This window comes from Brevundimonas sp. (assembly GCF_016463485.1).
GTDB lineage: Bacteria > Pseudomonadota > Alphaproteobacteria > Caulobacterales > Caulobacteraceae > Brevundimonas.
In genome coordinates this window covers 1-24,105 of sequence record NZ_JAEMRD010000011.1, presented here as the reverse complement: position 1 = coordinate 24,105, position 24,105 = coordinate 1, and the positions used below count along the sequence as shown (strand labels likewise).

Below are 24,105 nucleotides of genomic sequence, written 5' to 3'. Positions count from 1 at the left end.
CCGGCAGTCTCGTCGAAGCAGATGATCAGGGGACGGATGGGTGTCTTACCCCCCATCCGTCTCGCTCCGCGAGCCACCTTCCCCCGCAAGGGGGGAAGGGATGATGACGCCTCTTTGGACATCCGCTGAAATCGAAATGGCCACCGGCGGCCGCCTTACAGGCGGCGACTTCGACGTCCACGGCATCACCTACAACAGCCGCGAGATCGTGCCCGGAGACCTGTTCCTGGCGCTGAAGGGCGCGCGCGACGGTCATGAGTTCGCCGCCTCCGCCTTCAACGCAGGGGCTGCCGGGGCCCTGGTCGAACACGCCGTCGAGGGCGGGCCGCACGTCATCGTGCCCGACACGCTTAAGGGGCTCGAGGCGCTGGGTGCCGCCGCCCGCGATCGCGCCCCCCAGGTCCGGCGCGGGGCCGTCACCGGCAGCGTCGGCAAGACCAGCGTGACCCAGGCCATCAAGGCGGGCCTCGATCTGGCCGGGCCCGCCCACGCCTCCATCAAGAGCTACAACAACCATATCGGCGTGCCCCTGACGCTCGCCCGCATGCCGCGCGACACCGAGCGGGCGGTGTTCGAGATCGGCATGAATGCGCCGGGCGAGATTGCGCCCCTGTCCAAGATGGTCCTGCCCCACGCCGCCTGTGTCACGACGGTCGGGCCGGTCCATATCGAGGGTTTCTCCGATGGCGAGACCGGGGTTGCGCGCGAGAAGGCAGCGATCTTTCAGGGCCTCGGCCCCGGCGGGGTCGCGGTCATCAACGGCGACAATCCCTGGGTCGACATGCTGCGCGAGAGCGCCCTGCGTCAGGGTGCGCGGATCGCCCAGTTCGGGTCGGGTCCGGAACAGGACGCGAGACTGCTGGACTTCGTGCCCGGTCCGGAAGGGGCCCGTGTCACGGCGGAAATCTGGGGACGGACCCACGTCTTCACCCTGAAACAGTCGGGGTTCCATTGGGGGCTGAACTCCCTGGCCGTCATCCTGATGCTGGACGCGCTGGACGTGCCGGTCGAGACGGCGTTCGAGGCGCTCGCGACCTTTCAGCCCCTGGCGGGTCGGGGCGAGATCCGCTCGGTGAACGGGCCGCGTGGGGCCTTCACCTTGATCGACGAGAGCTACAACGCCAATCCGCTGTCCATGCGGGCGGGCTTCTTGAGCCTCGGCGCGCGCCCTGTGCGGACGGGCGGGCGACGGATCGTGGTGCTGACCGACATGCTGGAACTGGGTGATCAGTCGGTGGCGCTGCACGCCGGGCTGGCCGACACCATCGAGGCGGCGGGGCTCGATCTCGTCCATGCGGCGGGCCCGCAGATGCGCCATCTGTACGACGCCCTGCCCGAAAGCCGACGCGGCGTCTGGACCGAGACCGCCGCACAGCTGGCCGAACAGGCCGCCGATCTGGCCGCGTTCGGGGACATCGTCATGGTCAAGGGATCGAACGGCTCCAAGGCCTCGCTGGTCGCGAAGGCCTTGGCGTCATTGGACGCGACGCGGTAGGGGGACCGATGTTTTATCTACTTTACCTGCAGTTCGCCGACGTCGCGAAGGACTATCCGCTCCTTCACCTGATCCAGTACCAGACGGTGCGGGTGGCGCTGGCGATGGCGACAGCGATGATCGTGGCGGTGGCCATGGGGTCGCGCTTCATCAATTGGATCCGCGCCAAACAGGGCCGGGGCCAGCCGATCCGCGAGGACGGACCCGTCAGCCACCTGTCCAAGGTCGGCACCCCCACCATGGGCGGGCTGATGATCCTGGCCGGCATCGGCGTGGCCGTGTTTCTGTGGGGCGACCTGACCAACCCCTATATCTGGATCGTGTCGTTCGTGACGGCCGCCTTCGGGGTGCTGGGCTTCGTCGATGACTATGCCAAGGTCACGAAACAGACCTCGGCCGGGCTGACGTCGAAACAGAAACTGGTGGCCCAGGTCGTCATCGCCGTGATCGCGGGCGTCCTGACGGTGCTCTGGATGACCCAGTCGCCGACCTCGCCGGGGCTGGAGACCTCGATCGCGTTTCCATTCTTCAAGGACGTGCTGCTGAACGTGGGCTGGTTCTACGTGGCCTTCGCCGCCTTCACGATCGTGGGATTCTCGAACGCGGTGAACCTGACCGACGGGCTGGACGGGCTGGCGATCGTGCCGGTGATGATGGCGGCGGCGGCCTTCGGGATCATCACCTATCTGGTCGGCAACTTCATCTTCTCGGACTATCTGGGCGTCCACCACGTGCCGGGCGCGGGCGAGCTGGCCATCTTCTGCGCGGCCATCATCGGCGGGGGCGTGGGCTTCCTGTGGTACAACGCCCCGCCGGCCAAGATCTTCATGGGCGACACCGGCTCTCTGGCGCTGGGCGGCGCTCTGGGATCGATGGCCGTGGCCACCAAACACGAGCTGGTGCTGGGGATCGTCGGCGGCCTGTTCGTCATCGAGGCGGCCTCGGTCATGATCCAGGTCGGCTATTTCAAGCTGACCAAGCGGCGCATCTTCCTGATGGCGCCGATCCACCACCATTTCGAGAAGCTGGGCTGGCCGGAGTCGACGGTCGTGATCCGCTTCTGGATCGTCGCCGCCATGCTGGCCCTGCTGGGGCTGGCGACCCTCAAGCTCCGCTGACGCCATGATCGCCGTTCCCGGATTCCAGGGTCGCCGCGTCGCCGTCTTCGGCCTCGGCCGGTCGGGGATCACGGCGGCGCGGGCGCTGCAGGCGGGCGGGGCTGTGCCGATCCTCTGGGACGACGGGGTCTCGGGCCGGATGCAGGCCGAGGCCGAGGGGTTCGCGGTCGAGGATCTGACGACCGCCGACTGGTCCGGGTTTGCGGCCCTGGTGCTGTCGCCGGGCGCGCCCCTGACCCATCCCAAGCCGCACTGGACGGTCGAGAAGGCCAAGGCGGCGGGCGTCCCTGTCATCGGCGACATCGAACTGTTCGCCCGTGCCATCGATACGGTCCCGGCCTCGCTCAGGCCCAGGGTGATCGCCATCACCGGCACCAACGGCAAGTCCACGACCACGGCCCTGATCGGTTGGGTGCTGAAACAGGCGGGGCTCAAGGTCGCGATCGGCGGCAATATCGGCATCGGCGTCCTGGCCCTGCCGGCCCCGGCCGAGGTCGAGGTCTATGTGGTCGAGACGTCCTCGTATCAGCTGGACCTGACCACAAGTTTCGCGCCCGACGTGGCGATCCTGACCAATGTGTCGCCGGATCACCTGGACCGGCACGGCGGCATGGAGGGCTATGTCGCGGCCAAGCGGCGGCTGTTCCAGGTCATGACGCCGGACAAGGTCGCCCTGATCGGGGTCGATGATGACTGGGGCTGGAGCGTCGTCAACGCCCTTAACGACCGTCGCCTGAGGGTCTCGACGATTACGACCCGGACGCCGCATGAGTATGTCGATCCCAGCGGCGGTGTGCCCGTAGACCAACTTGAGGAGCGCCTGCCGGATCAGGTTCCCGCCTTCGAGCAGGGACGGTTCATCATCGTGGATGCCACCGGCGGGCGGATCGTCGCCGACGGCATCGCCATCGCGGACCTTTCCCCGGCCCGGTCGCTGCCCGGCCGCCACAACGCCCAGAACGCCGCCTTCGCCTATGCCGCCGCCCGCGCGGTGGGGGTATCGCATGATGCTGCGGTCGAGGGGCTGCTGACCTTCCCCGGTCTGGCCCACCGGATGGAGACGGTCGGGCATCTGGGCCCCATCCGCTTCGTCAACGACTCCAAGGCCACCAATGCCGATGCAGCGAGGCAGGCCCTGGCGTCTTATCCGTCCGTCTTCTGGATCGCCGGCGGTGTGCCGAAGGACGGCGGCATAGACGGCCTGATCGACCTCTTCCCGCGCGTGACCAAAGCCTATCTGATCGGCCAGTCCGCCGAGGAATTCGCCGCGACACTCGGCGACACGCCCCATGTCATCACCGGCACCATGGAGGCCGCCGTCACCGCCGCCGCCGCCGATGCCGCCACGGCTGGCGGCAACCAGATCGTCCTCCTCTCCCCCGCCTGCGCCAGTTTCGACCAGTACCCCGACTTTGAGGCGCGCGGAGAGGCGTTCCGGGCGGCGGTTCTTAACCAAGGCGCTACCCCTTTGCGTTCATGAATGGGAAACCATGACCGCAGAGCCCTATCGTCCGGCCTATAACCCGGCCTTTTCGCGCAACGACCAGAGCCCGATCGCCCAGTGGTTCTGGACGGTCGATCGGGCCCTGCTGGGCGCGGCCCTGTTGCTGATGTCGTTTGGGGTGGCGTTGAGCTTTGCCTCCTCGCCCGCCGCCATCCTGGCCGACGAATCGATCTCGGACCCGTTCCACTATTCGTGGCGGATGATCGTCTGGGCCATGGGGGGCGCGGGGGCCATGCTGACCATGTCGCTGCTGTCGCCGCGCGGGGTCCGGCGGATCGCCGTCCTGGGCCTGCTGGGTGCCATCGTCGTCATGGCGGCGCTGCCGTTCATCGGCGACGAGGTGAAGGGCGCCGCGCGCTGGATCAACCTGGGGCCCTTCAGCCTGCAGCCCAGTGAATTCGCCAAGCCCAGCCTGATCGTCTTCGCCGCCTGGATGTTCGCCGAAGGCCAGAAGGGCGAGGGGGTGCCCGGCGTCAGCATCGCCTTCGGCTTCTGGGCCTTGACGGTCGGTCTGCTGCTGATCCAGCCGGACATCGGCCAGACCCTGCTGATCACCACCACCTTCATGTGCGTCTTCTTCATGGCCGGGGTGCCGCTGAAGTGGATGGCCGTGCTGGCCGCCGCCGCCGCAGGAGGCGTGGTGTCGCTGTATTTCATGTTCGGTCATATGCGCGATCGCCTGAGCCGTTTCACCAATCCCGAGACCACCGACACCCATCAGATCGACCGCGCCAGCGAGGCCATCAGTGCTGGCGGCCTGGTCGGGCGCGGCGTGGGCGAGGGCGTGATGAAACGCCACGTGCCCGACCTGCACACCGACTTCATTTATTCGGTCGGGGCCGAGGAGTTCGGCCTGATGCTGAGCCTGGCCATCATCGGCCTGTACGCCTTCATCGTGGTGCGCGGGATGCGGCGGGCGATGAAGCTGAACGACCCCTTCGAACAGACGGCGGCGGCGGGGCTGTTCGTCCTGATCGGGCTGCAGGCCTCGATCAATGTGGCGGTGAACCTGAACCTGATCCCGACCAAGGGGATGACCCTGCCCTTCATCAGCTATGGCGGCTCGTCGATGCTGGCCATGGGCCTGACCATGGGTCTGGCCCTCGCCCTGACGCGGCGCAGGCCGGGGGCCTATGAGCCGGGGGTGACCTTGCAGGACCGTCGCCGGATTTTGCCGTAACCCTTTCGTCATCCTCCGGCAGGCGAAGCCTGACCGGGGGAGGCGCGCGAGAGCGCGAACCTGTCATACAACCGGCGTCGAACATCTTGCCTGAAAAGATCGCCTATCGGCGCCGCTGGGTCCCCCGGTCTGCGCCGCAAGAGCGGCTTGCCGGAGGATGACGAAAGTAGGGATGACGCATGGTGGCGCTTGGGGCAAAGAAGCTGTCATGCCCAACAAAGTCTGCATCGTCGCCGCCGGGGGTACCGGGGGTCATATGTTCCCCGCCGAGGCCCTGGCCCGCGAGATGGCATCGCGCGGCTGGCGCGTGGTCCTGGCCACCGACCATCGAGGTGAGCAATACGCCGCGAACTTTCCGGCCGAGGAGAAACTGTATCTCGACACCGCCACCGGCTCCGGCCCCGTGGCCCTGATCAAGGCCGGGATCGCCATCGCGCGGGGGGTGGTTCAGGCGAGGGCGGCGTTCACCCGACTGGATGCGGCCATCGTCGTCGGGTTCGGCGGCTATCCGTCCGCGCCCGCCCTGATCGCTGCGATCACACAAGGGAGGCCGACCGTCATCCATGAACAGAACGCGGTGCTGGGCCGGACCAACCGGCTGCTGGCCGGGCGCGTCGGCCGGATCGCGTCCTCCTTCCCGACACTGAAGCGCGCGCCCGAGGGGATGAAGGCCGAGGTGGTGGGCAGTCCGGTTCGCGCAGAGATCGGTGCCCTGTTCGACCGCGCCTATGTGGCCCCAAGCGCCGACGGGCCGATCCATGTGCTGGTCACGGGCGGCAGCCAGGGCGCCCGGATCCTGTCGGAAACCACGCCCCGGGCGCTGGCCGCCCTGCCCGAGGGGCTGCGCGCCAGGCTCCGTGTCCAGCAGCAGTCGCGGCCCGAGACGCTGGAGAGCGCGCGACAGATCTATCTGGAGGCCGGCATCCAGGCGGCGGTCGCGCCCTTCTTCCGCGACATGGCCACCCGCCTGTCGCAGGCCCATCTCGTCGTCGGCCGCGCCGGGGCCTCGACCTGCGCCGAACTGGCCGTCGCCGCCCTGCCGTCCGTCCTGATCCCGCTCAAGATCGCCACCGACGACCACCAGACCCTGAATGCCAGGGCCCTGACCGACGTCGGGGCCGCGGTAGTGATCGCGGAGGATGACGTGACGGTGGAGGCCCTGACGGCGGCGCTGCTGCCGCTGCTGTCCGATCCGGCCCGGCTGGCGGCGATGAGCGCGGCGGCGAAGGGCGTGGCCATTCCCGACGCGGCGCGCAGATTGGCGGACATGGTGGAAGCCTCCCCTTCCCATCGGGAGAGGGATCGATAACGCGAACAACCTTGGCCGTTGCGCGTTGAGGGAGGATGCCCCCCTTCATCTCCGACCTGACCCGCGAAACGACCCGCCTGTGGCGGCAGTTCGACTGGCTGCCTGAATGGGCGGTGATCGCACTGGTCCTTATCGCCTTCGTCGGCGCGGGCTGGCTCGCGCACACCGCCGCCTTCACCGTCCTGCGCCGCCTGGTGAAGAACCGCGACGTCTTCTGGCGCGGGGTGGTCGAGCGGGCGCGGGCCAAGCTGCGGGTGCTGGTGATCATCATCGGCATCGGCATCGGGGTCAGCGTTTCGCCGCTGGACCCCGGTCCGTCGCAACAGGTCCGCGCCGTCCTGCTGTTCGCCTGGATCCTGGCCCTCGGCTGGCTGGCGTCCGGCGTGCTCGACATGTGGACGGCGGTGCATCTGAAGAAGTTCAACGTGGCGGTCGAGGACAACCTGATCGCGCGCAAGCACCTGACCCAGACCCGCATCCTGCAACGGGTGGCCAAGGTCCTGCTGGTCATCGTCACAATCGGCCTGGCGCTGATGACCATTTCCGGGTTCCGGCAATGGGGGGTCAGCCTGCTGGCTTCGGCTGGGGTGGTCGGCATCATCGCGGGTCTGGCGCTGCAGCCGATCCTGACCAACATGGTCGCGGGCATCCAGATCGCCCTGACCCAGCCCATCCGCATCGACGACGCCGTCATCGTGGAGGGAGAGTGGGGCAATGTGGAGGAGATCACCTCGACCTATGTGGTGGTCAAGCTGTGGGACTGGCGGCGCATGGTGCTGCCGCTGTCCTATTTCATCACCAAGCCGTTCCAAAACTGGACGCGCGAGAACGCCCGCCTGATCGGCACGGCCATGTTCTATGTCGACTATGAGGCGCCGATCGACCGGCTGCGCGAGGCGTTCGAGCGGATCGTGCGGGCCTCGGTGCTGTGGGACGGCGACGTGCAGGTGATGCAGGTCACCGACATCACCGAACGCGTCATGCAGGTCCGCTGCTTGGCCAGCGCCCGCTCCGCGCCGATCGCCTTCGACCTGCGCTGCGAAATCCGCGAGAAGCTGATGGCCTTCATGCGCGATGAATGCCCGGAGGCCCTGCCCAGGGACCGTCTGGATTGGAACTCCAGCTCTTCCGCTCATCCCGGCGAAAGCCGGGACCCAGTCCTTAAGTGAGGCACGGCGTCGGGGATCGGGGTTCGCGCCAGATTTCAACGATGATCGCCCAAAGCGCGGGGTCCCGGTTTAGCTGCGGGTCGCCGGGACGAACGGATTATTTTATTCGGCCAGAGCCGCCCGCCCCAGCGTCACGGCCTCTTCCAGCGTGAACACATCCGGCGATCGGGCGTCGGTCGAACAGGCTACCGCCAGCAGTTCGGCGGCATCCCCGCCCGGATCGGCGTGATAGGACGGTGCGGTATCCGGCGTGGTCGGCCCCTCGACGCCGCCCTCGCGCACCGAGGCGAAATCCAGGCGGTCGGCGGTTTCGGCGACGCAGTCGAACCGCCACTTCGACCACCCGCCCCAATAGGTATGGCCCCCGGCGGTGAAGCCTGGCTCGGTGACCTGGAACGCCCGCATCGTGACGCTGTCGCCGTCGCGCACGATGGTCATCTGGTCCGCCAGGATCGCGAAACGGCCCGCACCGGTCAGGACGAAACCGTGCTCCTTAAAGGGTGACGGCTCATCGGTCTGGGCCGCAGCGGGGACCGACACCCCGATGGCCGCCAGGACGGCCAGACCCGCAAGGGCCCGCATCAGTTCGGGCGGAACAGGCCGGCGGGGCTGGCGGAGAAGATCTCGACCCCGTCCTCGGTGACGCCGACGGTATGCTCGCACTGGGCCGACAGGGACTTGTCGCGGGTCACGGCGGTCCAGCCGTCGGACAGGACCTTCACGTGCGGCTTGCCCAGATTGACCATGGGCTCGACGGTAAAGCACATGCCGGGCTTCAGCACCGCGCCCTCGTTCTTGCGGCCATAGTGCAGGACGTTAGGGCTGTCGTGGAAGATGCGGCCGATGCCGTGGCCACAGAAGTCGCGCACCACGCTCATCCGCGCCGCCTCGACGTGCCGCTGAATGGCGAAGCCTATGTCGCCGAAGGTGGCGCCCGGCTTCACCTGGGCCAGACCCAGTGCGATGGACTCATAGGTGACGTCGATCAGCTTCTTCGCGCGCGGATTGATGTCGCCGACCGCATACATCCGGCTGGAATCGCCGTGCCAGCCGTCGACGATGACGGTGTGATCGATATTGACGATGTCGCCGTCCTTGAGCACCCGGTCGCCCGGAATCCCGTGGCACACCACGTGATTGATCGAGGTGCAGACGGTCTTCGCATAGCCCTTGTACCCCAGGCAGGCCGGCAGGCCGCCCCGGTCCAGGGTGTATTCGCGGATCCGATCGTCCAGTTCGCCCGTGGTCACCCCGGGCACGACATAGGGCACGATCATGTCCAGCGCCTCGGCGACCAGCCGCCCGGCGATCCGCATCCCCTCGAAATCGTCCGCATTATAGATGCGGATGGCGCTGGACCGGGTGAAGGTCTCGATATCCTGGTCGGGCGTTTCGTACATGAGGGGCTCTGGCGGGGCTGGTCTGGGTCGCTAGATGGGCAGTCTAACACACAACCTCAATCCATGGGACTGCGAGACTGTCGCGCCAGACGCCCGGTTCGCGGTCCCATCGCATCGATATGCCGCCTGCCTATAGAAATCCCTAGATTGACGAAAACGCATCCGCGAACCACGGTTTGCGGAAATCCCGATACAGGGTGATGGAGGACCCCCGATGCCTGTCCTGACCGCCGGACCCAACACGATCTTTCTGACGCTCTATTTCGGTACCAAGGCGGAATGGCTGATCGGCAATGTGTCAGGATTGACCTCCACCCAATTCGTCGTCGATCGCAGCTCCCAGTCGGCGGGATCGACCGTGGCGGGGATTTATACCTATACCGGCTTCGGTTTTGGCGCGCCCGGACCTGATGGGGTGCCGACCACCGGGACGATCACCGGACTGGTGCTCAGGCAGGGCAGTGTCGACATCGCCGCGTGGACCGGGCTGTCGGTGCCGATCGGCACATGGCGCGGGTTCATAGCCTCCGGCAATGAAACGGGTGTGGTCGACCTGTTCTTTGGCGGCAATGATGAAATCGTCGGCGGCGACATCGCTGACGGGCCCTTGGGACTGGGCGACGCGATCGGGGGGTTCGGCGGCAACGACCGCCTGTACGGCAATGGCGGCAGCGATCGGCTGGACGGCGGCACAGGCTCGGATGCCGTGGACGGCGGCAGCGGCAACGACATCGTGCTGGGCGGAGCCGGCGGCGACGCCCTGTTCGGCGGGCTGGGCGACGACCTCGTCTATCACAATGTGGACCTCCTCGGCGTCGACGACGGAGCCGTGGATGCCCTGGTGGGCGGCGACGGCAACGACCAGATCTTCGTCGGACAGGGCGACAGCGCGGATGGCGGGGCTGGTTTTGACCGGATCTTCGTCGGGCTAGAATCCCTGGCCGCAGGCGTGACCCTCAACCTGTCAGGAACGGCCGAGGCGAACCAGACGGCCCTAGCGAACCTGATTGGAGGCACTCTGTCGAATTTTGAGGCCTTCAGCGTCTATGGCACGCGCTTCAACGACACCCTGACCGGCGACGCCCAGAACAACCAGCTCTACGGCGGCCGGGGAGACGACACCCTGAACGGCGGCGACGGCAACGACACCCTTTGGCATTCGGATAATGGGGTCGAAGGGCTATCTTTCGTCAGCTCCGATATCGATCGCCTGAACGGCGGCAACGGTGCCGACGTGATCTACCTCGGCCTGGGTGACATCGCGGAGGGCGGAAACGGATTCGACCGGGCCTTCGTCACCTTCGCCGGGCGGAGCACGGCGCTAGACCTCAACCTGATCGGCAATATCGAGACCACTCTTGAAACTGCGGCGGGCGTCACCCTGTCGAATTTCGAGGAATACTCGCTCTATGGCACAGCCTTCGATGACGTCGTCGTTTCGGACGCTGGCAACCAGCGGGTGTTCGGCGGGGCCGGAAACAACACCATCACGACCGGGGCCGGCGACGACTTCCTGTCGGGAGACTACGGCAACGACACGCTGAACGGCGGCGCGGGCGAAGATCTGTTCTACTATGTCGGCGGGGCCGACGTGATGATCGGGGGAGCGGACAACGATACCTTCAATTTCGGTTCGTCGCTGGCCAGCCAGGACATCCGGGCCGGCGCAGTCACCATTCAGGGGGACGCCGGCGTCGATGCGATCGACTTCGCCCGACTGGAAGTCGCGCTGACCATCGACCTGACGCTCACCACCCTGCAATCGATCGGGTTCGGCACTTTGACCGTGTCGGGGATCGAGATTCTGAACGGCGGCAGCGGGGCGGATCGCTTCAACGGCGGGGCCGAGGCCAACACCTTCCGGGGGAACGGCGGCAACGACATCCTGACCGGCGGCGGCGGTGCGGATACCCTGACCGGGGGATCGGGGGCGGACGTGTTCCGTTACCTGGCGGCCTCGGATTCGACGGCGGCAGTCCAGGACATCATCACCGACTTTGAGGTGGGCTTCGATCGCATCGACCTGACGGCGCTCAACCCCACCTCGGTCAGCGTCGCGCGACTGGCCGGCGGCGGCAGCGTCGTCTTCGCCGAGACCGCGAACGGCCTGTTCCAGCTGTTCGCCGCCAACGCCAATCTGACCGGGGCCGACTTCATCTACAACGCCACGATCGGGGTCTTCGCCATCGGCTCGGATGAGGCCGATGACCTCAGCGGGTCGGTGATCGCCGATCCCATCGTCGGGGGTGCGGGCGACGACGTCCTGACCGGGCTGGGCGGCGCCGACGCCATCGCCGGCGGCACCGGACGCGACGTCTTCCGTTACACATCCGTCAGCGATTCCAACCAGACGACTGGCTTCGACAACCTGTACGACTTCACCACGGGCGAGGACCGGATCGATCTGGCCGCCCTCAACCCTACCTCGATCAGCATCCTGCGCTCCGACAACGGGTCCAGCTTCGTCTATGCGGAGACGCCCGGCGGATCGTTCCTGACGACCGCGGCCGGACGGGCCGTCAACGGCTCCGACATCCTGTATTCCGGTGGGTTCGGCATCTATATGGTCGGGGCGGGCGCGGCGGACACCCTGATCGGGACCTCCCTGGCCGATCCCATCGCGGGTGGCGGCGGCAACGACACCATCATCGGCGGCGGAGGTGCGGATGCTCTGTTCGGCGATGCGGGTGCCGATACCTTCGTCTATCGCACGGCCTCGGATTCGACGGCCGCCGCGTCGGACGGGATATTCGGCTTCGTGTCGGGCGAGGACAAGGTCGATCTGCGTCTGATCCGGACCAGCAGCGCCGATACCTATGGGATCGCCTATCTGGCCGGCGGCTCTTTCATCTTCGTCGATCTGGGCGGGAACGGGTCGACGGACATGGTGATCGGTCTGGCGGGAACGACTCTGCGCGACACAGACATCCGCTGGCTGCCCGGCAGCATCGGCGAGGAGCCGGGGATCAAGGACACAGGCCCCGATGTCCCGCCGATCGAGGACTGGGATGCCTTGGAAGGCGTGGGTGACCTTTCGGGCCATACCGGCCGGTTCATGCTGGACCTCGACCCGGACGTGGCGCGCGGATTCTACCACGGCCAGGACTGGTACCTCTGACGCCAGCCGAGAGCCGCCGCCTCTTTCCCGCCAGGGGCGAGGAGGCCATGATGCGCGAAATCACAGGAGCGCCGTCATGGTCTAGGTCACCGCCTTCAAATGGGTGCCGCCGTTCGCTCAGGGGTCGGTGCGCGACCTCCGTGTCCGCTGGGCGCTGGAGGAGGCGGGCATCGCCTATGACGCCGACCTGATCGGGTTCGAGGACCAGGCCTCTCCCGATTACCGGGCCAGACAGCCCTTCGGCCAGGTGCCCGCCTATCGCGACGGCGAGGTGGCGATCTTTGAAAGCTGCGCCATTGTCCTGCATATCGCGGGCAAGTCCCAGGCCCTGATGCCGACCGACGAGGCGGGCCGCGCCGAGGTCACCTGCTGGCTGTTCGCGGCCTCCAACACCATCGAGCCCTGGGTCGCCCAGCTGGCCACCATCGACCTGTTCGCCGCCGACAGCGCCTGGGGCCGGGAACGCCGCCCCGAGGTCGAGACCTTCCTGCGCAAGCGGCTGGACGAGCTCCAGACCGCCCTGGGCGACCGGCACTGGTTCGCCGCCGACCGCTTCAGCGCCGCCGACATCATCATGACCCACGTCCTGCGCGACCTGCGCCACACCGACATCCTCGCCGACTATCCGAAACTGGCCGCCTATGTCGCGAGGGCCGAGGCGAGACCAGCGTTCCAGCGCGCGCTGGAGGCGCAGATGGCGGCGTTCCGGGAGGCGGAGAAGGCACTGGCTCAGGGATGATCCGGGCCGCCTCTGTCGCGCTGCGCCGTATCGGTTCCGTAGATTTGCAGTATCTATAACTTCGGATTTTCCGATGCATTAGGCAGCGCTATCCTCGCGGCCAGACAAGAACCGGGGCGGATGCGGACGATGTTTCTCTACAACGCCTGGTATGTTGCCGGCTGGTCTGCCGATCTTTCAGTGAAGGCGAGCCAGGCGCGGACCTTCCTTGGCCAGCCTGTCGTCCTGTTCAGGACGGAGGCGGGACAGGTCGTCGCCCTGGAGGATCGCTGCGCGCACCGCTCGGTGCCTCTGTCCGCCGGACAGGTCGCGGGAGAGGCGATCCGTTGCGCCTACCACGGTCTGGAGTTCGCGGCCGACGGAACCTGCGTCAGAATTCCGTGCCAGGACCTTATCCCGCCAAAGGCCCGCGTCCGCAGCTATCCGGTCGTCGAACAGGATGCGGCGATCTGGATCTGGATGGGCGATGTCGAAATGGCCGATCAGACCGCCATTCCCCGGCATCCCTACCACAGCGATCCGGCATGGGCCTGGCGCAGCGCCCACTATGAGGTGAACGGCAACTGGCAGTTGCTGATCGACAACCTCATGGATCTGTCGCACCTGCCCTACATCCATCCCCATACGATCGGCGGCGATCCCGACACCCATTTCCGCGCCGAGATGGAGACCCGTCGGACAGAGGCAGGAGTCTTCGTTCAGCGGCGGATGCCGAACTCGCCGCCGCCACCGACCTATGTCGCCGCTCGGGGCTTCACGGGGCGGATCGATCGCTGGCAGGAGATCGAGTTCATGCCGGTCATGCTGCGCATCCACACCGGCGGGTGCGACGTCGGGACGGGTGCCTACGACGGGCATCGCGATCATGGTTTCTCGATGATGGGGTTCCACGGCATCACGCCGGAGACGGAAACGACGACCCACTATTTCTGGTCGATGGGGACGAACGTCCTGACCGAGGGGATCGCAGACCTCGTGTTCGAACAGACTGAGGCGACCTTCCGGGAGGACCAGGTGGTGCTGGAACTGCAGCAGCGGAGGCTTCTCCAGAGCCCCGACCGCCCGCGCGTGGATATTCTCAGCGATGCGGGTGGCAACATGGCGCGCCGCCGGCTGGCGGAGCTGATGAAGGCCGAAGCCCCGAAAGAGATCGCTACCGCCTGATCGCCCGGACCGTGTCCAGGATCAGCGTCCGGGTGATGCGTCGAGGTCAGGCGTTGCATCGGCTCGGGCCGGAACCAGGCCGGCGGCGAAGTCCGGGGCCGTGGACGGGTCGTGTCCCATGAACAGGTCCGCAATGACACCGCGCAGCCAGACCCCCCGGGGATCGGCATGGAAGCGGCGATGCCAGAACTGCTTGAGCGCGATCGGCGGCACGGTGACCGGCGGAGGGAGCATCTTCAGATTGGCACGACCGATCCATGCCGTCGCCACGGCCTTGGGAACCGTCACGATGAGGTCGCTGGTCGCGATGAGCAGGGGCATGCCCATGAAGTGGGGGGTGCTGAGCGCGATGCGGCGATGGATGCCCCGGGCCTGCATCTCATTTTCGAAGATCTCCTGACTGCGTCCCTCTGCATTGACCACGGCGTGCTCCGCCTGGACGAATTCCTCCAGGCTGAGGGTCGATCCGATGGTGGGATGATCGCCCCGCACCAGGCAGGCGAACGGATGCTCGAACAGGCCCTGCTGATAGATGCCGCCGGCCAGGTCCGGGAAATAGCCGAGGGCGAGATCGACCTGCCCCCCCGCCAGTGCCTCGGCCAGCCGTTGCGGTCCCATGGTGACCGACCGCACCGTCATCTGCGGCGCGATCGCCCGAAGGTGGCGTAGAAGTTTCGGCAGGAAGACCAGTTCGCCGACGTCGGAGGTGCTGACCGTCACCGGGATGTCCGATGTCGCGGGGTCGAAGGTTCGCGCGGACAGGAGCTGATCTTCGACGGTGGCCAGGACACTGCGAACCGCGTCCCTCATCTCCAGGGCCCTGGGTGTCGGCTCCATCCCTCTGGCCGTGCGGATGAACAGGGGGTCGCCAAGGATGTCGCGCAGTTTCTGGAGCGAGAAGCTGACCGTCGGCTGGCTGGTCTTCAACCGCCGCGCCGCGCCCGTCACGCTACGCTCGTCGAGCAGGGCGTCCAGGACGACAATCAGATTGAGATCGAAATGTCTGAAATCCATCCGACGGATAGTACGGACAAGCATTTTCAGCGCAACCTATCGCGCCGCCCGAGGCGAGGGTCGAACCCTGCAGGAGTCCGAACCGGACCGATGCAGCGGCTTCAGTTTGCCGGTGCCCGGACTGTCCACTGGCTGATGTATTCGGGATCGGTGACGGTCTCTCCGGTTGATCGAAGTCGGTAGTCGCCCGGCGGCGCGCGTTCGAATGACTTGAGGTCGGGGGGCAGGCGGTAGGTCTCGCCTTCGCGCGCGCCGCTGAGGATGATCCCGAACCCGTCGATCTCATCGACGCTGTCGATGACCCCGTACATCTGCTCTTGCGTATTGGCTTCTGGGTGGATGTACGTAATTCCGATCAAGACGACCGCGCCGATCATGGCGTCGGCGATCGTCTGATCCCATTCGGGCTGCTCGTCGTCACCCATCACGCCACCAACGTCTCGGCCTGTTTCAGGTCCACGCTGACCAGCTGGCTCACCCCACGTTCCGGCATGGTGACGCCGTACAGCCGGTCCATGCGGCTCATGGTGACCGGGTTGTGGGTGATGACGATGAAGCGGGTGTCGGTGCGGTTGCGCATTTCGTTCAGCATCCGGCAGAACCGGTCGACGTTGGCGTCGTCCAGCGGCGCATCGACCTCGTCCAGCACACAGACCGGTGCCGGATTGGCCAGGAAGACGGCAAAGATCAAGGCCGCCGCCGTCAGGGCCTGTTCGCCGCCACTCATCAGCGACATGACCGAAAGCCGCTTGCCCGGGGGGCAGGCGAAGATCTCGAGGCCAGCCTCCAGCGGATCGTCGGACTCGACCAGTTTCAGCTCGGCCTGACCGCCGCCGAACAGGGCCTCGAACAGGCTCTTGAAGTTGTCGTTGATTATGTCGAAGGCGGCGACCAGACGCTCGCGACCCTCGGCGTTCAGCTCGTCGATACCGTCCCTCAGCCGGGCGATGGCGGTGGTCAGGTCCGACCGCTCGATCCGCATGGTGTTCAGGCGTTCGGCGTATTCGTCGGCCTCCTCCTCGGCGCGCAGGTTGACGGCGCCCAGCTGTTCGCGCTCCCGCTCCAGCCCGTACAACAGGCTCTCGGCCCCGGCGGCGTCCGGTGGGCGGGCGACAGCGTCGTCGATCAGCTTCTGGCCGAGCGCCTCGGGCTCCATCTGCGCCGTCTCGCGCACGGTATCGGCGGCCGTGGCCAGACGTTCGGCGGCGGCCTCGGCGCGGGCGGCCAGACCGGCGCGGGCCTCGCGGGCAGAGGCGGCGGCGGCGTCGGCGGCGCGAGACGCCCGGTCGGCGTCACCCGCCTCGGTCTCTGCCGTGGCCAGGGCGTCGGCGGAGGCCTTTCGCCGGGTCTCGGCGGCGGTCAGGGTGTCGAGCAGTTTCGACCGCTGGGCCGCCAAGGCCTCGGGTGCCGTCCGGGCCTGGGCCAGCAGGGCTGCGGATTTTTCGGCGTCGCCGGCCAAGGTCGTGATGCGGGCGGCGGCGTCCCGGGCACGGGTCGCCCAGCCGTCGCGCTCGCGGGTCAGACCCGTCAGGCGGGCTTCGCGCCCGGTGCGTTCGCGAGCTTCGGCGTCCCGGTCGGCGCGGGCCTGGGCGGAGGCTGCCCGCGCCGCGTCGGCGGCGGCGCGGGCAGCGGTGAGGTCGTCGCGCAAGGCCGCCAGGGTCTCCGATGGGGCGTCAGTGGTCAGAGCCTCGGCCAAGGCACCTTGCGCGGCTGCGACCTCGTCGGCCTGACGGGCCAGGGTCTCGTCCAGGGCCTGGGCGCGGGCCTCGCGACGGGCCTGATCGCGCGAGAGGGTCTCGACCCGGTCGCGGGCAGCGGTGACGGCTTTGTCGGCGGCGAAGGGAGCGAGGCGGGCGGCCTTCACGGCCTCTTCGGCGGCGCGGAAGGCTTCGGTGGCGGATTTCTGGGCGGTCTGGGCGGCGTCGAGCGCGGGCTTGCCCTCGTCGATGGCGGCCTCCAGTTCGGCCAGCCGCCCGCGCTGGGCCAGGCGGACGGCGGCGGGGCGCGGAGCCTCGGCCCGACTGACGAATCCGTCCCAGCGGTAGAGGTCGCCCTCTTTTGTCACCAGACGCGCGCCAGGGGGCAGTTGCGTGGCCAGGGTCGGGGCCGCCGCCTTTTCCGCAACGCCACACAGAGCCAGGCGGGCGGCGAGCTGGTCGGGCGCCTTCACATGGGTCGACAGGGGCGTGACCCCGGAGGGCCAGACAGGGGTGGGCGGCGTGGCACCCGCCCAGTAGGCGGCGGCCTTCGGATCGAGCGCGGCGTCCAGATCGTCGCCCAGCGCGGCGGCCAGCGCCGCCTCATAGCCCTTGTCGGCCGAGACCTTGTCCAGCGCCGGGGCGTGGTCGCGCTTGGCCGAGACCAGCAGGGAGGCCAGCCCCCGCGCCTCGGTCTGGAGCCGGCCCAGCCGGTCCTCGGCGGCACGGGCGGCGGTGCGAGCGTCCTGTTCGGCGCGGGCCCGATCGGCGCGGGCGGCTTCGGCTGCCTCGACGGCGGCGCGGGCCGAGGTCAGGGCGGCAGTCGCCTCATCCAGCGCCAATCGGGCGGTCGCCAGTTCGGGCGTTTCGAGCGGGCCGAGCGCCTCGCGTTCGCGCCGGGCCTGGGCCAGGGCGGCTTCGGCCCGGGCGACGCGGGCCTCGGCGTCGCGTTTGCGGGCCGTCTCCGCATTGGCGCGAGCCTCGACGGCGGCGAGGGTTCCGGCGATCCGCTCGACCTCGGCGTCGGCGGTGCGGCGGGCGTCCTCGGCGACGGCGAGGGCGGCGTCCAGTTCAGGGCCGCGCGCCGGCGCAGCGGCCATCTCGGCGGTCAGCGCGCCGAGATCGGCGGTCAGCCGGGCCAGTTCGGCGGCGGCGTCCTCGGCCATCCTCGCTTCGCGCTCCGCGTCGGCGGCGATGCGCGCGCCCTCGGCGGTCAGGCGCTCGACCTCGGCCCGGGCCTGCTGCTCGGCCATGTCGAGCCGGTCGCGTTCCAGGCTGGCCCGGTGGAGCAGGGCGGCGGCGACGGCGTCTTCCTCTCGTGCCGGCTTCAAGGCTTCCTGCGCCGACAGGGCGGCGGTCTGGGCCCGCGCCGCCGCGCCGGTCGAATCGGCCACCGCCCGGTCGGCCTCACGCAGTTCCTCGGCGGCGGCCTCGGCGGCGACCCGCGCGTCGTTCCAGCGGACGTACAGAAGCGCGGCCTGCAGCGCGCGGATCTCGGCCGAGATCTTCTTGTACTTCTCGGCCTGACGCGCCTCGCGCTTCAGCCGTGTCAGCGCCGTCTCCAGTTCGCGGCCGATATCGTCGAGGCGTTCGAGGTTGGCCTCGGCCGCCTTGAGCCGCAGCTCGGCCTCGTGGCGACGGGTGTGCAGGCCGGCGACGCCGCCCGCTTCTTCGAGGATGCGGCGCCGGTTCTGGGGTTTGGCGGCGATCAGCTCGCTGATCTGACCCTGACGCACCAGGGCCGGGGAGTTGGCCCCGGTCGAGGCGTCGGCGAACAGCAGCTGGACGTCGCGGGCCCGAACCTCCTTGCCGTTGATCCGATAGGTGGAGCCCTGGCCCCGGTCGATCCGGCGCGAGACCTCCAGCACGGGCGAGTCGGTAAAGGGCTGAGGCGCGCGGCGTTGTGCGTTGTCGATGGTCAGCTGGACCTCGGCATGGTTGCGCGGCGGGCGGTTCGAGGCCCCGGCGAAGATGACGTCGTCCATGCCCTGGCCGCGCATGGCCTTGGCCGAGTTGGCCCCCATGACCCAGCGCATCGATTCCAGCACATTGGACTTGCCGCAGCCGTTGGGGCCGACGATGCCGGTCAGGCCGGGTTCGATAAAGACCTCCGACGCATCGACGAAGGACTTGAAACCCACAAGGCGGAGGCGCTGGAACTGCATCGCACTCCCTGAGCCGACGGGTTGGGACAGAGGCCCACAGCGGGGCTCGACCCCTTATAGAGCCTGATTCATCGTGTGGGGGGAATCAGCTTCGACTCAGCGGTTCAGCAGGGGATCGATGGCGGCGGCCAGGTGTTCGATCGGTACGACGCCTTCCATCTTTTGCCCGTTGACGAAGAAGGTCGGGGTCTTGGTCGCGCCCGCCGCCGACCCGCCCTGGGCCGTGCGCCAGATGGCGGCTTCGACGGCCGGGTCGGCCATACAGGCGGCGATCTCTTCGGGTGTCCGGCCGGTCTCGGCAACGGCGCGGCTGTACCATTCGCTGACCGGGCCGATGTTGCGGGCCGTCCCCTGCCACAGGAACAGGGTGTGGACGACGTCGAAATAGCGGCCGGGCGCGGCGCAGCGGGCGATGGAGGCCGAGCGGATCGCCTCCTGAACCGGCTGGGTCGGCAGGTCGCGGAACACGAACCGGACCTGGCCCGTGTCGATGTAGCGTTCCTTGAAGGCGCGGAAGACCCCGATCTGCCATTCGGCGCAGTGGGGACAGGCGAAAGATCCGTATTCGATCACCGTCACCGGCGCGTTCGGATCGCCCAGCACCTGATCCGCGGCCGTCACGCGCGGCGGAGCTCCTTGCGCCGTCGCTGTCCCACCGATGCACACCGGCAGGGCCAGCATCAGCACCAGAATGAGACGGCGGATCAGGGTCATGGGGTCAGCGTCCGGGAGCGGCGGCCCCGATGGCGGTCGCCAGGGCCTCGATGCTCGGTTCGCCTGCAAAAGCCCTGCCATTGACGAAGAATGCGGGGGTCGAGGTGATGCCCGCCGTGATCGCGGCGTTGACGTCGTTGGTCAGGGCTTCCTGGCGGCCCGGCGCGGTGAAACAGGCCTGCATCTCCTCGCGGGTCTTGCCGCTGGCCGCGAGCGCATTGTCGAACCAGGCGCGGCCTCCGCCGGTCGCCAGCGACGCCTGACCGGCGAACAGGGACGTCGCCACGTCGAAGAACCGCCCCGGCGCGGCGCAGCGGCCGATGATGGCGGCGGCCATCGAATACTGCTGCGGATCGGTCGGCAGGTCGCGGAACACCAGCTTCACCCGGCCCGTATCGATGAACCGGGCCTTGAAGGCCGGAAAGACGTCGTTGAACCAGTGGCCGCAGTGGGGGCAGGTGAAGGAGGCGTATTCGATCACCGTCACCGGCGCATCGGCCCGCCCCAGCACCCGGTCGGCGGCGGTCACCGGCGGCGGAGTCTGGGCCGAGGCGGCGGAGGTCAGGGCTGCGGCCGGTGCAAGCGCCAGCAACAGGATCAGGAGCAGACGGCGAGCGAGCGACATGACTTACTTGGCCAGTTCCGGGTCGATGGCGGCTTCCAGGGTCGGCATGGGCGGGCCTTCGCCACCGGTGTAGGCGACGGTCTTGCCGTTGACGACAAAGGTCGGTGTGCCGGTGACGCCGGCGGCGACGGCCGCCTGGACGCGTTTCTCAAGAGCGGCGACGGCCTTTTCGTCCGTGACGCATTCCTGGAACTGGCTTTCGGAAATGCCGAAGCCACCGGCCGTCTTGACCAGCGAGGCGCGGGGCGAAATCGCGCCCGACTGCCATTCAGCCTGGTTGGCCAGCAGTTCGTGGATGACGTCGAAATACTTGTCCGGACCGGCGCAGCGCGCCATCAGGAAGCCTGCGGCCGCGATCTCGGCGGGCGGGGTCGGCAGTTCGCGGAAGACGTAGCGGACCTTGTTGGTGTCGACGTATTTGGCCTTGAACGCGGGCCAGGTGTTGTTCTGCCACGCGGCGCAGTGGGCGCAGGTGGGCGAGGCGTACTCGACGACCGTGACCTTGGCCCCTTCGGGCGCTCCCAGCGCCATGTCGCCCTCGGCCGCGCCGGAGCCGCCGCCACAGGCCGCCAGCGTCATTGCCGCCGCAGCGATGGCCAGACCGGCCAGTGTTCTCATCGGGGTCATGTTCGTTTCCGTCCGCTCTTATTTGGCCAGGGCCGCGTCGATCTTCTCTGACAGGCCGCTCAGGCTGGTGTCGATCACCTTCTCGCCGTTGACGAGGAATGTCGGCGTGCCGGTGACCCCGGCATCTAGCCCGGCGCGGATCCGCGCCTCCATGCCGGCGATGGCTTCGGGGTCGGTGATGCAGGTCTGGAACTGGGCCTCGGTCAGGCCGGCCTCGAGTGCGATGGGCAGAAGCACGTCGCGGGGCGGGACGCCGCCGAAGATCTGGTCCTGCTGGGCCATGATCTTGTGGATCACATCGAAATACTTGTCCTCGCCGGCACAGCGGGCGATCAGGAAACCGGCCGTCGCCACTGGCACAGGCGAGGTCGGGAACTCGCGGAAGACATAGCGCACCTTGTTGGTGTCGACGTATTTGGCCTTGAACGGGGCCCAGGTCGTCTCCTGCCATTCGGCGCAGTGGCTGCAGGTGACGGATGCGTATTCGACGACCGTGACCTTGGCCCCCTCGGGCGCGCCCATCCCGATGTCGCCCTCGGCCGGCTTGCCCGCCCCGCCGGAACAGGCCGCCATGGCCATGGTCGCCAACGCCGCGCCGGTGATGGCCGCACGCCGGCTCATGGCGGCGAAGGTGAAGGGTATCGTGGCGCGCATGGCGGGGTCCTGAAGGCGGCGGGTCATGACGATCGCGCGATTCCCCGGATGAAGGACGGTCCGCACGACAACGCTTGTCGAGAACAGGTGCGGCAGGAAAAGGTCAACCCCGGATTTCTCGTGCGCGGCGTGATGTCACGAAAGGCCCGACAGCGATGGAGCCCGCCACTAACGCCATACCGGCACTAACACCGAGATACCGCAGCACGGCGTTGCTACTTTCCAGCGTCGCCGGGAGCCAAAGTGCCTGCCCGACAAGTCCGATCACGCCGCCTATGACGCCACAAACGACAAAAAGCATCGCGGAAATCGCGGCGAGCTTCATGGGCAGGAACAACTTGGCCACACCGAACGAGACAGCCGTTGCCGCAGCAGCCAAGACCGCAAGTAGCGCGATTGAAAACAGAGGTCCCATTCACCCAACCTCCCCGGTGAACTGCGTTGTTCGATTGGAACACTCTTGCGGCGAAGTTTTGTCAACGTGGACGGTCGCCGCATCTCTGGCCGACCAAGGCGTTCTGCGCTATTCTGCACCAGAAGTATGAGGATTGCTCCGCTATGGCCGTCGTTCGCAAAACCATCACCCTGACCGAGCAGCAGGACAGCTGGATTTCTGCACAGATCGCCGAAGGTCTCTACACGACTGACAGCGAGGCAATTCGAGACCTGATCCGGCGTGAACAACAACGGGGCTTCGCGAACGATGCGATCCGTGAGGCCCTGATCCACGGCGAACAGAGCGGTGAACCCAAGCCGTTCGATTTTGCCGCTTTCAAGCGCCGCAAGATCGAGCAGTATGGCTGAGTACCGCCTCAGCGCGGCGGCCGAACGCGATCTCGAAACGATCTTCGACTACACCGTTGGGCAATGGGGGTTGGCGCAGGCGGTCACCTATACCGATCAGATCGAGGAGGCCTGTCTGGCACTGGCTGAGGCACCGCTTCGATCCGTTGACAGCAGCGACATTCGGCCTGGCTATCGCAGGCGGATCGTCGGTCGGCACGTCGTGTATTTCCAGGTCGCGCCCTATGGGGTGGCGGTCATCCGTATTCTCGATCAACGTATGGATGCGCCGCGTCACCTGTAGGCTTTATCGACCCTTGCCTCGCGCCTTGTCCGACAGCACCGCCCGCCCGAGGTTGGCCAGCGCCGCCTTCAACGCATCCGGCGCGGCCTCCACCGATTTCGCCAGATCCGCCTCGGCGGCGGCGTCGAGGGGGTCGATGCGACGCCGCGCCCCCTTGGTGGAGGCGGCGGGCAAAGGGAGGGGTTTCACCGGCCCTTGGGCGATCCGCAGCTTTTCCACCGCGCCGGGGCCGAGGAACAGGTTCACGCGCGACAGGATTTCGGCCGACTGATGCTGGACCAGCAGGGCGGCGGGGCCGGCGACGCGCAGTTCCAGGGTGCCTCCCGATCCGGCGCGGCCCTTGGTCAGTTTCTGGGGGCGGGTGACGCGGGCCAGCTGATCGCCGACGATCTCGCGCCAGCGTGGCTCCAGCGCCCCGGCACCCCTGCCGTATTTCTCGTCCAGCTCGCGGATGAACGGAGCCAGGGCCCGGCCGGCGGGCGGCGCAGGGCGCGGCGCGGGTCGCGTCCGTCGCCGCGACAGGATCTCGCGGGTCTCGCTTTCCGTGGGCAGGTCGCGGGCCATGGCCCTATATAGACGAACCGATGACCGACGTCGCCCGCTCCGCTTCTGATCAGATCGACTCCGTCCGCGCCGCCCTGCTGGCCTGGTACGACGAGGCTGCGCGGACCCTGCCGTGGCGAGCGCCGCCGGGGTCGGGGGCGCGGACCGATCCCTACCGGGTCTGGCTGTCGGAGGTCATGCTGCAACAGACGACGGTGCCGCACGCGACGCCCTATTTTCTCAGTTTCACCGCGCGGTGGCCGACGGTGGGCGATCTGGCGGCGGTCGAGGACGGCGACCTGATGGCGGCCTGGGCGGGCCTCGGATACTACGCCCGCGCCCGTAACCTGCTCGCTTGCGCCCGGGCGGTAGCGGGCGAGCACGGCGGTGTGTTTCCCGACACCGAGGCGGCCCTGCGGGCGCTTCCCGGCGTCGGGGCCTATACGGCGGCGGCGGTGGCGGCGATCGCCTTCGACCGGTCGGCCAATGTCGTGGACGGTAATGTCGAGCGGGTCATGGCCCGGCTGTTCGCGGTCGAGACGCCGGTGCCGGCAGCCAGGCCCGAACTGGCCCGACTGGCCGGATCGCTGGTGACGGGGGATCGACCCGGCGACTGGGCCCAGGCCTTGATGGACCTCGGCGCGACCGTGTGCCGGCCGAAGTCGCCGACGTGCCTGATCTGTCCGGTCAGCGCCTGGTGCGCGGGCTATGCGACGGGTGCGGCGGAACGCTATCCGTTGAAGACGAAGAAGGCGGATCGGCCACACCGGGTCGGCACGGCCT

The 24,105-nt window shown here is 67.9% G+C and carries 23 protein-coding genes; 12 read left to right on the top strand and 11 right to left on the bottom strand.

All coding sequences use genetic code 11. The annotated features are described in order from the left end of the window. Positions 1 to 100: 100 nt before the first annotated feature. The 6 genes from murF to JHC99_RS03340 all read left to right on the top strand — a co-directional run bounded on the left by murF (position 101) and on the right by JHC99_RS03340 (position 7,775). Positions 101 to 1,495, top strand: coding sequence for a UDP-N-acetylmuramoyl-tripeptide--D-alanyl-D-alanine ligase (murF, locus tag JHC99_RS03365; protein WP_292152050.1), 1,395 nt, complete (start codon positions 101 to 103; stop codon positions 1,493 to 1,495). A gap of 8 nt (positions 1,496 to 1,503) precedes the next feature. Next, the gene (gene mraY / locus JHC99_RS03360) at positions 1,504 to 2,613 is read left to right on the top strand and encodes a phospho-N-acetylmuramoyl-pentapeptide-transferase (RefSeq protein WP_292152049.1); all 1,110 of its coding nucleotides are present in this window, start codon (positions 1,504 to 1,506) and stop codon (positions 2,611 to 2,613) included. A gap of 4 nt (positions 2,614 to 2,617) precedes the next feature. Continuing rightward, complete coding sequence (gene murD, locus JHC99_RS03355; RefSeq protein ID WP_292152048.1) at positions 2,618 to 4,093, top strand: UDP-N-acetylmuramoyl-L-alanine--D-glutamate ligase; 1,476 nt, start codon at positions 2,618 to 2,620, stop codon at positions 4,091 to 4,093. Positions 4,094 to 4,103: 10 nt separating this feature from the next. Further along, positions 4,104 to 5,297: a putative lipid II flippase FtsW gene (ftsW, locus tag JHC99_RS03350; RefSeq protein WP_292152047.1), complete on the top strand. Its 1,194-nt coding sequence runs from the start codon at positions 4,104 to 4,106 to the stop codon at positions 5,295 to 5,297. Positions 5,298 to 5,505: 208 nt separating this feature from the next. Then, positions 5,506 to 6,606: an undecaprenyldiphospho-muramoylpentapeptide beta-N-acetylglucosaminyltransferase gene (murG, locus tag JHC99_RS03345; RefSeq protein WP_292152046.1), complete on the top strand. Its 1,101-nt coding sequence runs from the start codon at positions 5,506 to 5,508 to the stop codon at positions 6,604 to 6,606. A gap of 35 nt (positions 6,607 to 6,641) precedes the next feature. Continuing rightward, complete coding sequence (locus tag JHC99_RS03340) at positions 6,642 to 7,775, top strand: mechanosensitive ion channel family protein (protein ID WP_292152045.1); 1,134 nt, start codon at positions 6,642 to 6,644, stop codon at positions 7,773 to 7,775. A gap of 102 nt (positions 7,776 to 7,877) precedes the next feature. On the opposite strand, the gene JHC99_RS03335 is transcribed toward JHC99_RS03340, so the two are convergent. Both JHC99_RS03335 and map read right to left on the bottom strand, forming a co-directional pair. Next, positions 7,878 to 8,357, bottom strand: coding sequence for a hypothetical protein (locus JHC99_RS03335; RefSeq protein ID WP_292152044.1), 480 nt, complete (start codon positions 8,355 to 8,357; stop codon positions 7,878 to 7,880). Continuing rightward, positions 8,357 to 9,175 (bottom strand): type I methionyl aminopeptidase, encoded by an 819-nt coding sequence (gene map / locus JHC99_RS03330; RefSeq protein ID WP_292152043.1) that lies wholly within the window; start codon positions 9,173 to 9,175, stop codon positions 8,357 to 8,359. Before map ends, JHC99_RS03335 begins: the two co-directional genes overlap by 1 nt. A 214-nt stretch (positions 9,176 to 9,389) precedes the next feature. Between map and JHC99_RS03325 the strand changes: the two genes are divergently transcribed. The 3 genes from JHC99_RS03325 to JHC99_RS03315 all read left to right on the top strand — a co-directional run bounded on the left by JHC99_RS03325 (position 9,390) and on the right by JHC99_RS03315 (position 14,196). Then, positions 9,390 to 12,293 carry a calcium-binding protein gene (locus JHC99_RS03325; protein ID WP_292152042.1) on the top strand — a complete coding sequence of 968 codons (2,904 nt, stop codon included), beginning with the start codon at positions 9,390 to 9,392 and terminating at the stop codon, positions 12,291 to 12,293. A 127-nt stretch (positions 12,294 to 12,420) separates the two neighbouring features. Next, a complete protein-coding gene (locus JHC99_RS03320) occupies positions 12,421 to 13,032 on the top strand; it encodes a glutathione S-transferase family protein (RefSeq protein ID WP_292152041.1) in 612 nt (203 codons plus the stop codon). A gap of 120 nt (positions 13,033 to 13,152) precedes the next feature. After that, positions 13,153 to 14,196, top strand: coding sequence for an aromatic ring-hydroxylating dioxygenase subunit alpha (locus JHC99_RS03315; RefSeq protein WP_292152040.1), 1,044 nt, complete (start codon positions 13,153 to 13,155; stop codon positions 14,194 to 14,196). A gap of 21 nt (positions 14,197 to 14,217) precedes the next feature. Here the strand turns inward: JHC99_RS03315 and JHC99_RS03310 are convergent, their stop codons facing one another. The 8 genes from JHC99_RS03310 to JHC99_RS03275 form a co-directional block, all read right to left on the bottom strand. Continuing rightward, positions 14,218 to 15,234: a LysR family transcriptional regulator gene (locus JHC99_RS03310; protein WP_292152039.1), complete on the bottom strand. Its 1,017-nt coding sequence runs from the start codon at positions 15,232 to 15,234 to the stop codon at positions 14,218 to 14,220. Positions 15,235 to 15,311: 77 nt separating this feature from the next. Then, positions 15,312 to 15,635 (bottom strand): hypothetical protein, encoded by a 324-nt coding sequence (locus tag JHC99_RS03305; protein WP_292152038.1) that lies wholly within the window; start codon positions 15,633 to 15,635, stop codon positions 15,312 to 15,314. Continuing rightward, positions 15,635 to 19,072, bottom strand: a complete 3,438-nt coding sequence (locus tag JHC99_RS03300) for an AAA family ATPase (RefSeq protein ID WP_292152037.1) — start codon at positions 19,070 to 19,072, stop codon at positions 15,635 to 15,637. Before JHC99_RS03300 ends, JHC99_RS03305 begins: the two co-directional genes overlap by 1 nt. A gap of 96 nt (positions 19,073 to 19,168) precedes the next feature. Further along, a complete protein-coding gene (locus JHC99_RS03295; protein ID WP_292152036.1) occupies positions 19,169 to 19,786 on the bottom strand; it encodes a DsbA family protein in 618 nt (205 codons plus the stop codon). Positions 19,787 to 19,790: 4 nt separating this feature from the next. Next, positions 19,791 to 20,411 carry a DsbA family protein gene (locus tag JHC99_RS03290; RefSeq protein WP_292152035.1) on the bottom strand — a complete coding sequence of 207 codons (621 nt, stop codon included), beginning with the start codon at positions 20,409 to 20,411 and terminating at the stop codon, positions 19,791 to 19,793. A 3-nt stretch (positions 20,412 to 20,414) separates the two neighbouring features. Beyond that, positions 20,415 to 21,038, bottom strand: coding sequence for a thioredoxin domain-containing protein (locus JHC99_RS03285; RefSeq protein ID WP_292152034.1), 624 nt, complete (start codon positions 21,036 to 21,038; stop codon positions 20,415 to 20,417). Between the two features lie 18 nt (positions 21,039 to 21,056). Further along, a complete protein-coding gene (locus tag JHC99_RS03280) occupies positions 21,057 to 21,719 on the bottom strand; it encodes a thioredoxin domain-containing protein (protein ID WP_292152033.1) in 663 nt (220 codons plus the stop codon). 76 nt (positions 21,720 to 21,795) lie between these two features. After that, a complete protein-coding gene (locus tag JHC99_RS03275; RefSeq protein WP_292152032.1) occupies positions 21,796 to 22,107 on the bottom strand; it encodes a hypothetical protein in 312 nt (103 codons plus the stop codon). 143 nt (positions 22,108 to 22,250) lie between these two features. On the opposite strand from JHC99_RS03275, the gene JHC99_RS03270 reads away from it, so the two are divergent. After that, entirely contained in the window at positions 22,251 to 22,496 is a 246-nt protein-coding gene (locus JHC99_RS03270; protein ID WP_292152031.1) for a type II toxin-antitoxin system ParD family antitoxin, read from the top strand. Continuing rightward, positions 22,489 to 22,779: a type II toxin-antitoxin system RelE/ParE family toxin gene (locus JHC99_RS03265; protein WP_292152030.1), complete on the top strand. Its 291-nt coding sequence runs from the start codon at positions 22,489 to 22,491 to the stop codon at positions 22,777 to 22,779. The genes JHC99_RS03270 and JHC99_RS03265 overlap by 8 nt, the downstream gene beginning before the upstream one ends. Positions 22,780 to 22,782: 3 nt before the next feature. Here the strand turns inward: JHC99_RS03265 and JHC99_RS03260 are convergent, their stop codons facing one another. Further along, on the bottom strand, positions 22,783 to 23,343 hold the full coding sequence (locus JHC99_RS03260; RefSeq protein ID WP_292152029.1) for a DciA family protein: 561 nt from the start codon (positions 23,341 to 23,343) through the stop codon (positions 22,783 to 22,785). 20 nt (positions 23,344 to 23,363) lie between these two features. On the opposite strand from JHC99_RS03260, the gene JHC99_RS03255 reads away from it, so the two are divergent. Next, positions 23,364 to 24,105 (top strand): A/G-specific adenine glycosylase (locus JHC99_RS03255; protein WP_292152028.1); only part of this gene is annotated, 742 nt, incomplete at its 3' end.

Coding starts and splice junctions, on each gene's coding strand:
- murF (WP_292152050.1), top strand. CDS start 101: ATGATGACGCCTCTTTGGACATCCGCTGAAATCGAAATGGCCACCGGC.
- mraY (WP_292152049.1), top strand. CDS start 1,504: ATGTTTTATCTACTTTACCTGCAGTTCGCCGACGTCGCGAAGGACTAT.
- murD (WP_292152048.1), top strand. CDS start 2,618: ATGATCGCCGTTCCCGGATTCCAGGGTCGCCGCGTCGCCGTCTTCGGC.
- ftsW (WP_292152047.1), top strand. CDS start 4,104: ATGACCGCAGAGCCCTATCGTCCGGCCTATAACCCGGCCTTTTCGCGC.
- murG (WP_292152046.1), top strand. CDS start 5,506: ATGCCCAACAAAGTCTGCATCGTCGCCGCCGGGGGTACCGGGGGTCAT.
- JHC99_RS03340 (WP_292152045.1), top strand. CDS start 6,642: ATGCCCCCCTTCATCTCCGACCTGACCCGCGAAACGACCCGCCTGTGG.
- JHC99_RS03335 (WP_292152044.1), bottom strand. CDS start 8,357: ATGCGGGCCCTTGCGGGTCTGGCCGTCCTGGCGGCCATCGGGGTGTCG.
- map (WP_292152043.1), bottom strand. CDS start 9,175: ATGTACGAAACGCCCGACCAGGATATCGAGACCTTCACCCGGTCCAGC.
- JHC99_RS03325 (WP_292152042.1), top strand. CDS start 9,390: ATGCCTGTCCTGACCGCCGGACCCAACACGATCTTTCTGACGCTCTAT.
- JHC99_RS03315 (WP_292152040.1), top strand. CDS start 13,153: ATGCGGACGATGTTTCTCTACAACGCCTGGTATGTTGCCGGCTGGTCT.
- JHC99_RS03310 (WP_292152039.1), bottom strand. CDS start 15,234: ATGCTTGTCCGTACTATCCGTCGGATGGATTTCAGACATTTCGATCTC.
- JHC99_RS03305 (WP_292152038.1), bottom strand. CDS start 15,635: ATGGGTGACGACGAGCAGCCCGAATGGGATCAGACGATCGCCGACGCC.
- JHC99_RS03300 (WP_292152037.1), bottom strand. CDS start 19,072: ATGCAGTTCCAGCGCCTCCGCCTTGTGGGTTTCAAGTCCTTCGTCGAT.
- JHC99_RS03295 (WP_292152036.1), bottom strand. CDS start 19,786: ATGACCCTGATCCGCCGTCTCATTCTGGTGCTGATGCTGGCCCTGCCG.
- JHC99_RS03290 (WP_292152035.1), bottom strand. CDS start 20,411: ATGTCGCTCGCTCGCCGTCTGCTCCTGATCCTGTTGCTGGCGCTTGCA.
- JHC99_RS03285 (WP_292152034.1), bottom strand. CDS start 21,038: ATGACCCCGATGAGAACACTGGCCGGTCTGGCCATCGCTGCGGCGGCA.
- JHC99_RS03280 (WP_292152033.1), bottom strand. CDS start 21,719: ATGACCCGCCGCCTTCAGGACCCCGCCATGCGCGCCACGATACCCTTC.
- JHC99_RS03275 (WP_292152032.1), bottom strand. CDS start 22,107: ATGGGACCTCTGTTTTCAATCGCGCTACTTGCGGTCTTGGCTGCTGCG.
- JHC99_RS03270 (WP_292152031.1), top strand. CDS start 22,251: ATGGCCGTCGTTCGCAAAACCATCACCCTGACCGAGCAGCAGGACAGC.
- JHC99_RS03265 (WP_292152030.1), top strand. CDS start 22,489: ATGGCTGAGTACCGCCTCAGCGCGGCGGCCGAACGCGATCTCGAAACG.
- JHC99_RS03260 (WP_292152029.1), bottom strand. CDS start 23,343: ATGGCCCGCGACCTGCCCACGGAAAGCGAGACCCGCGAGATCCTGTCG.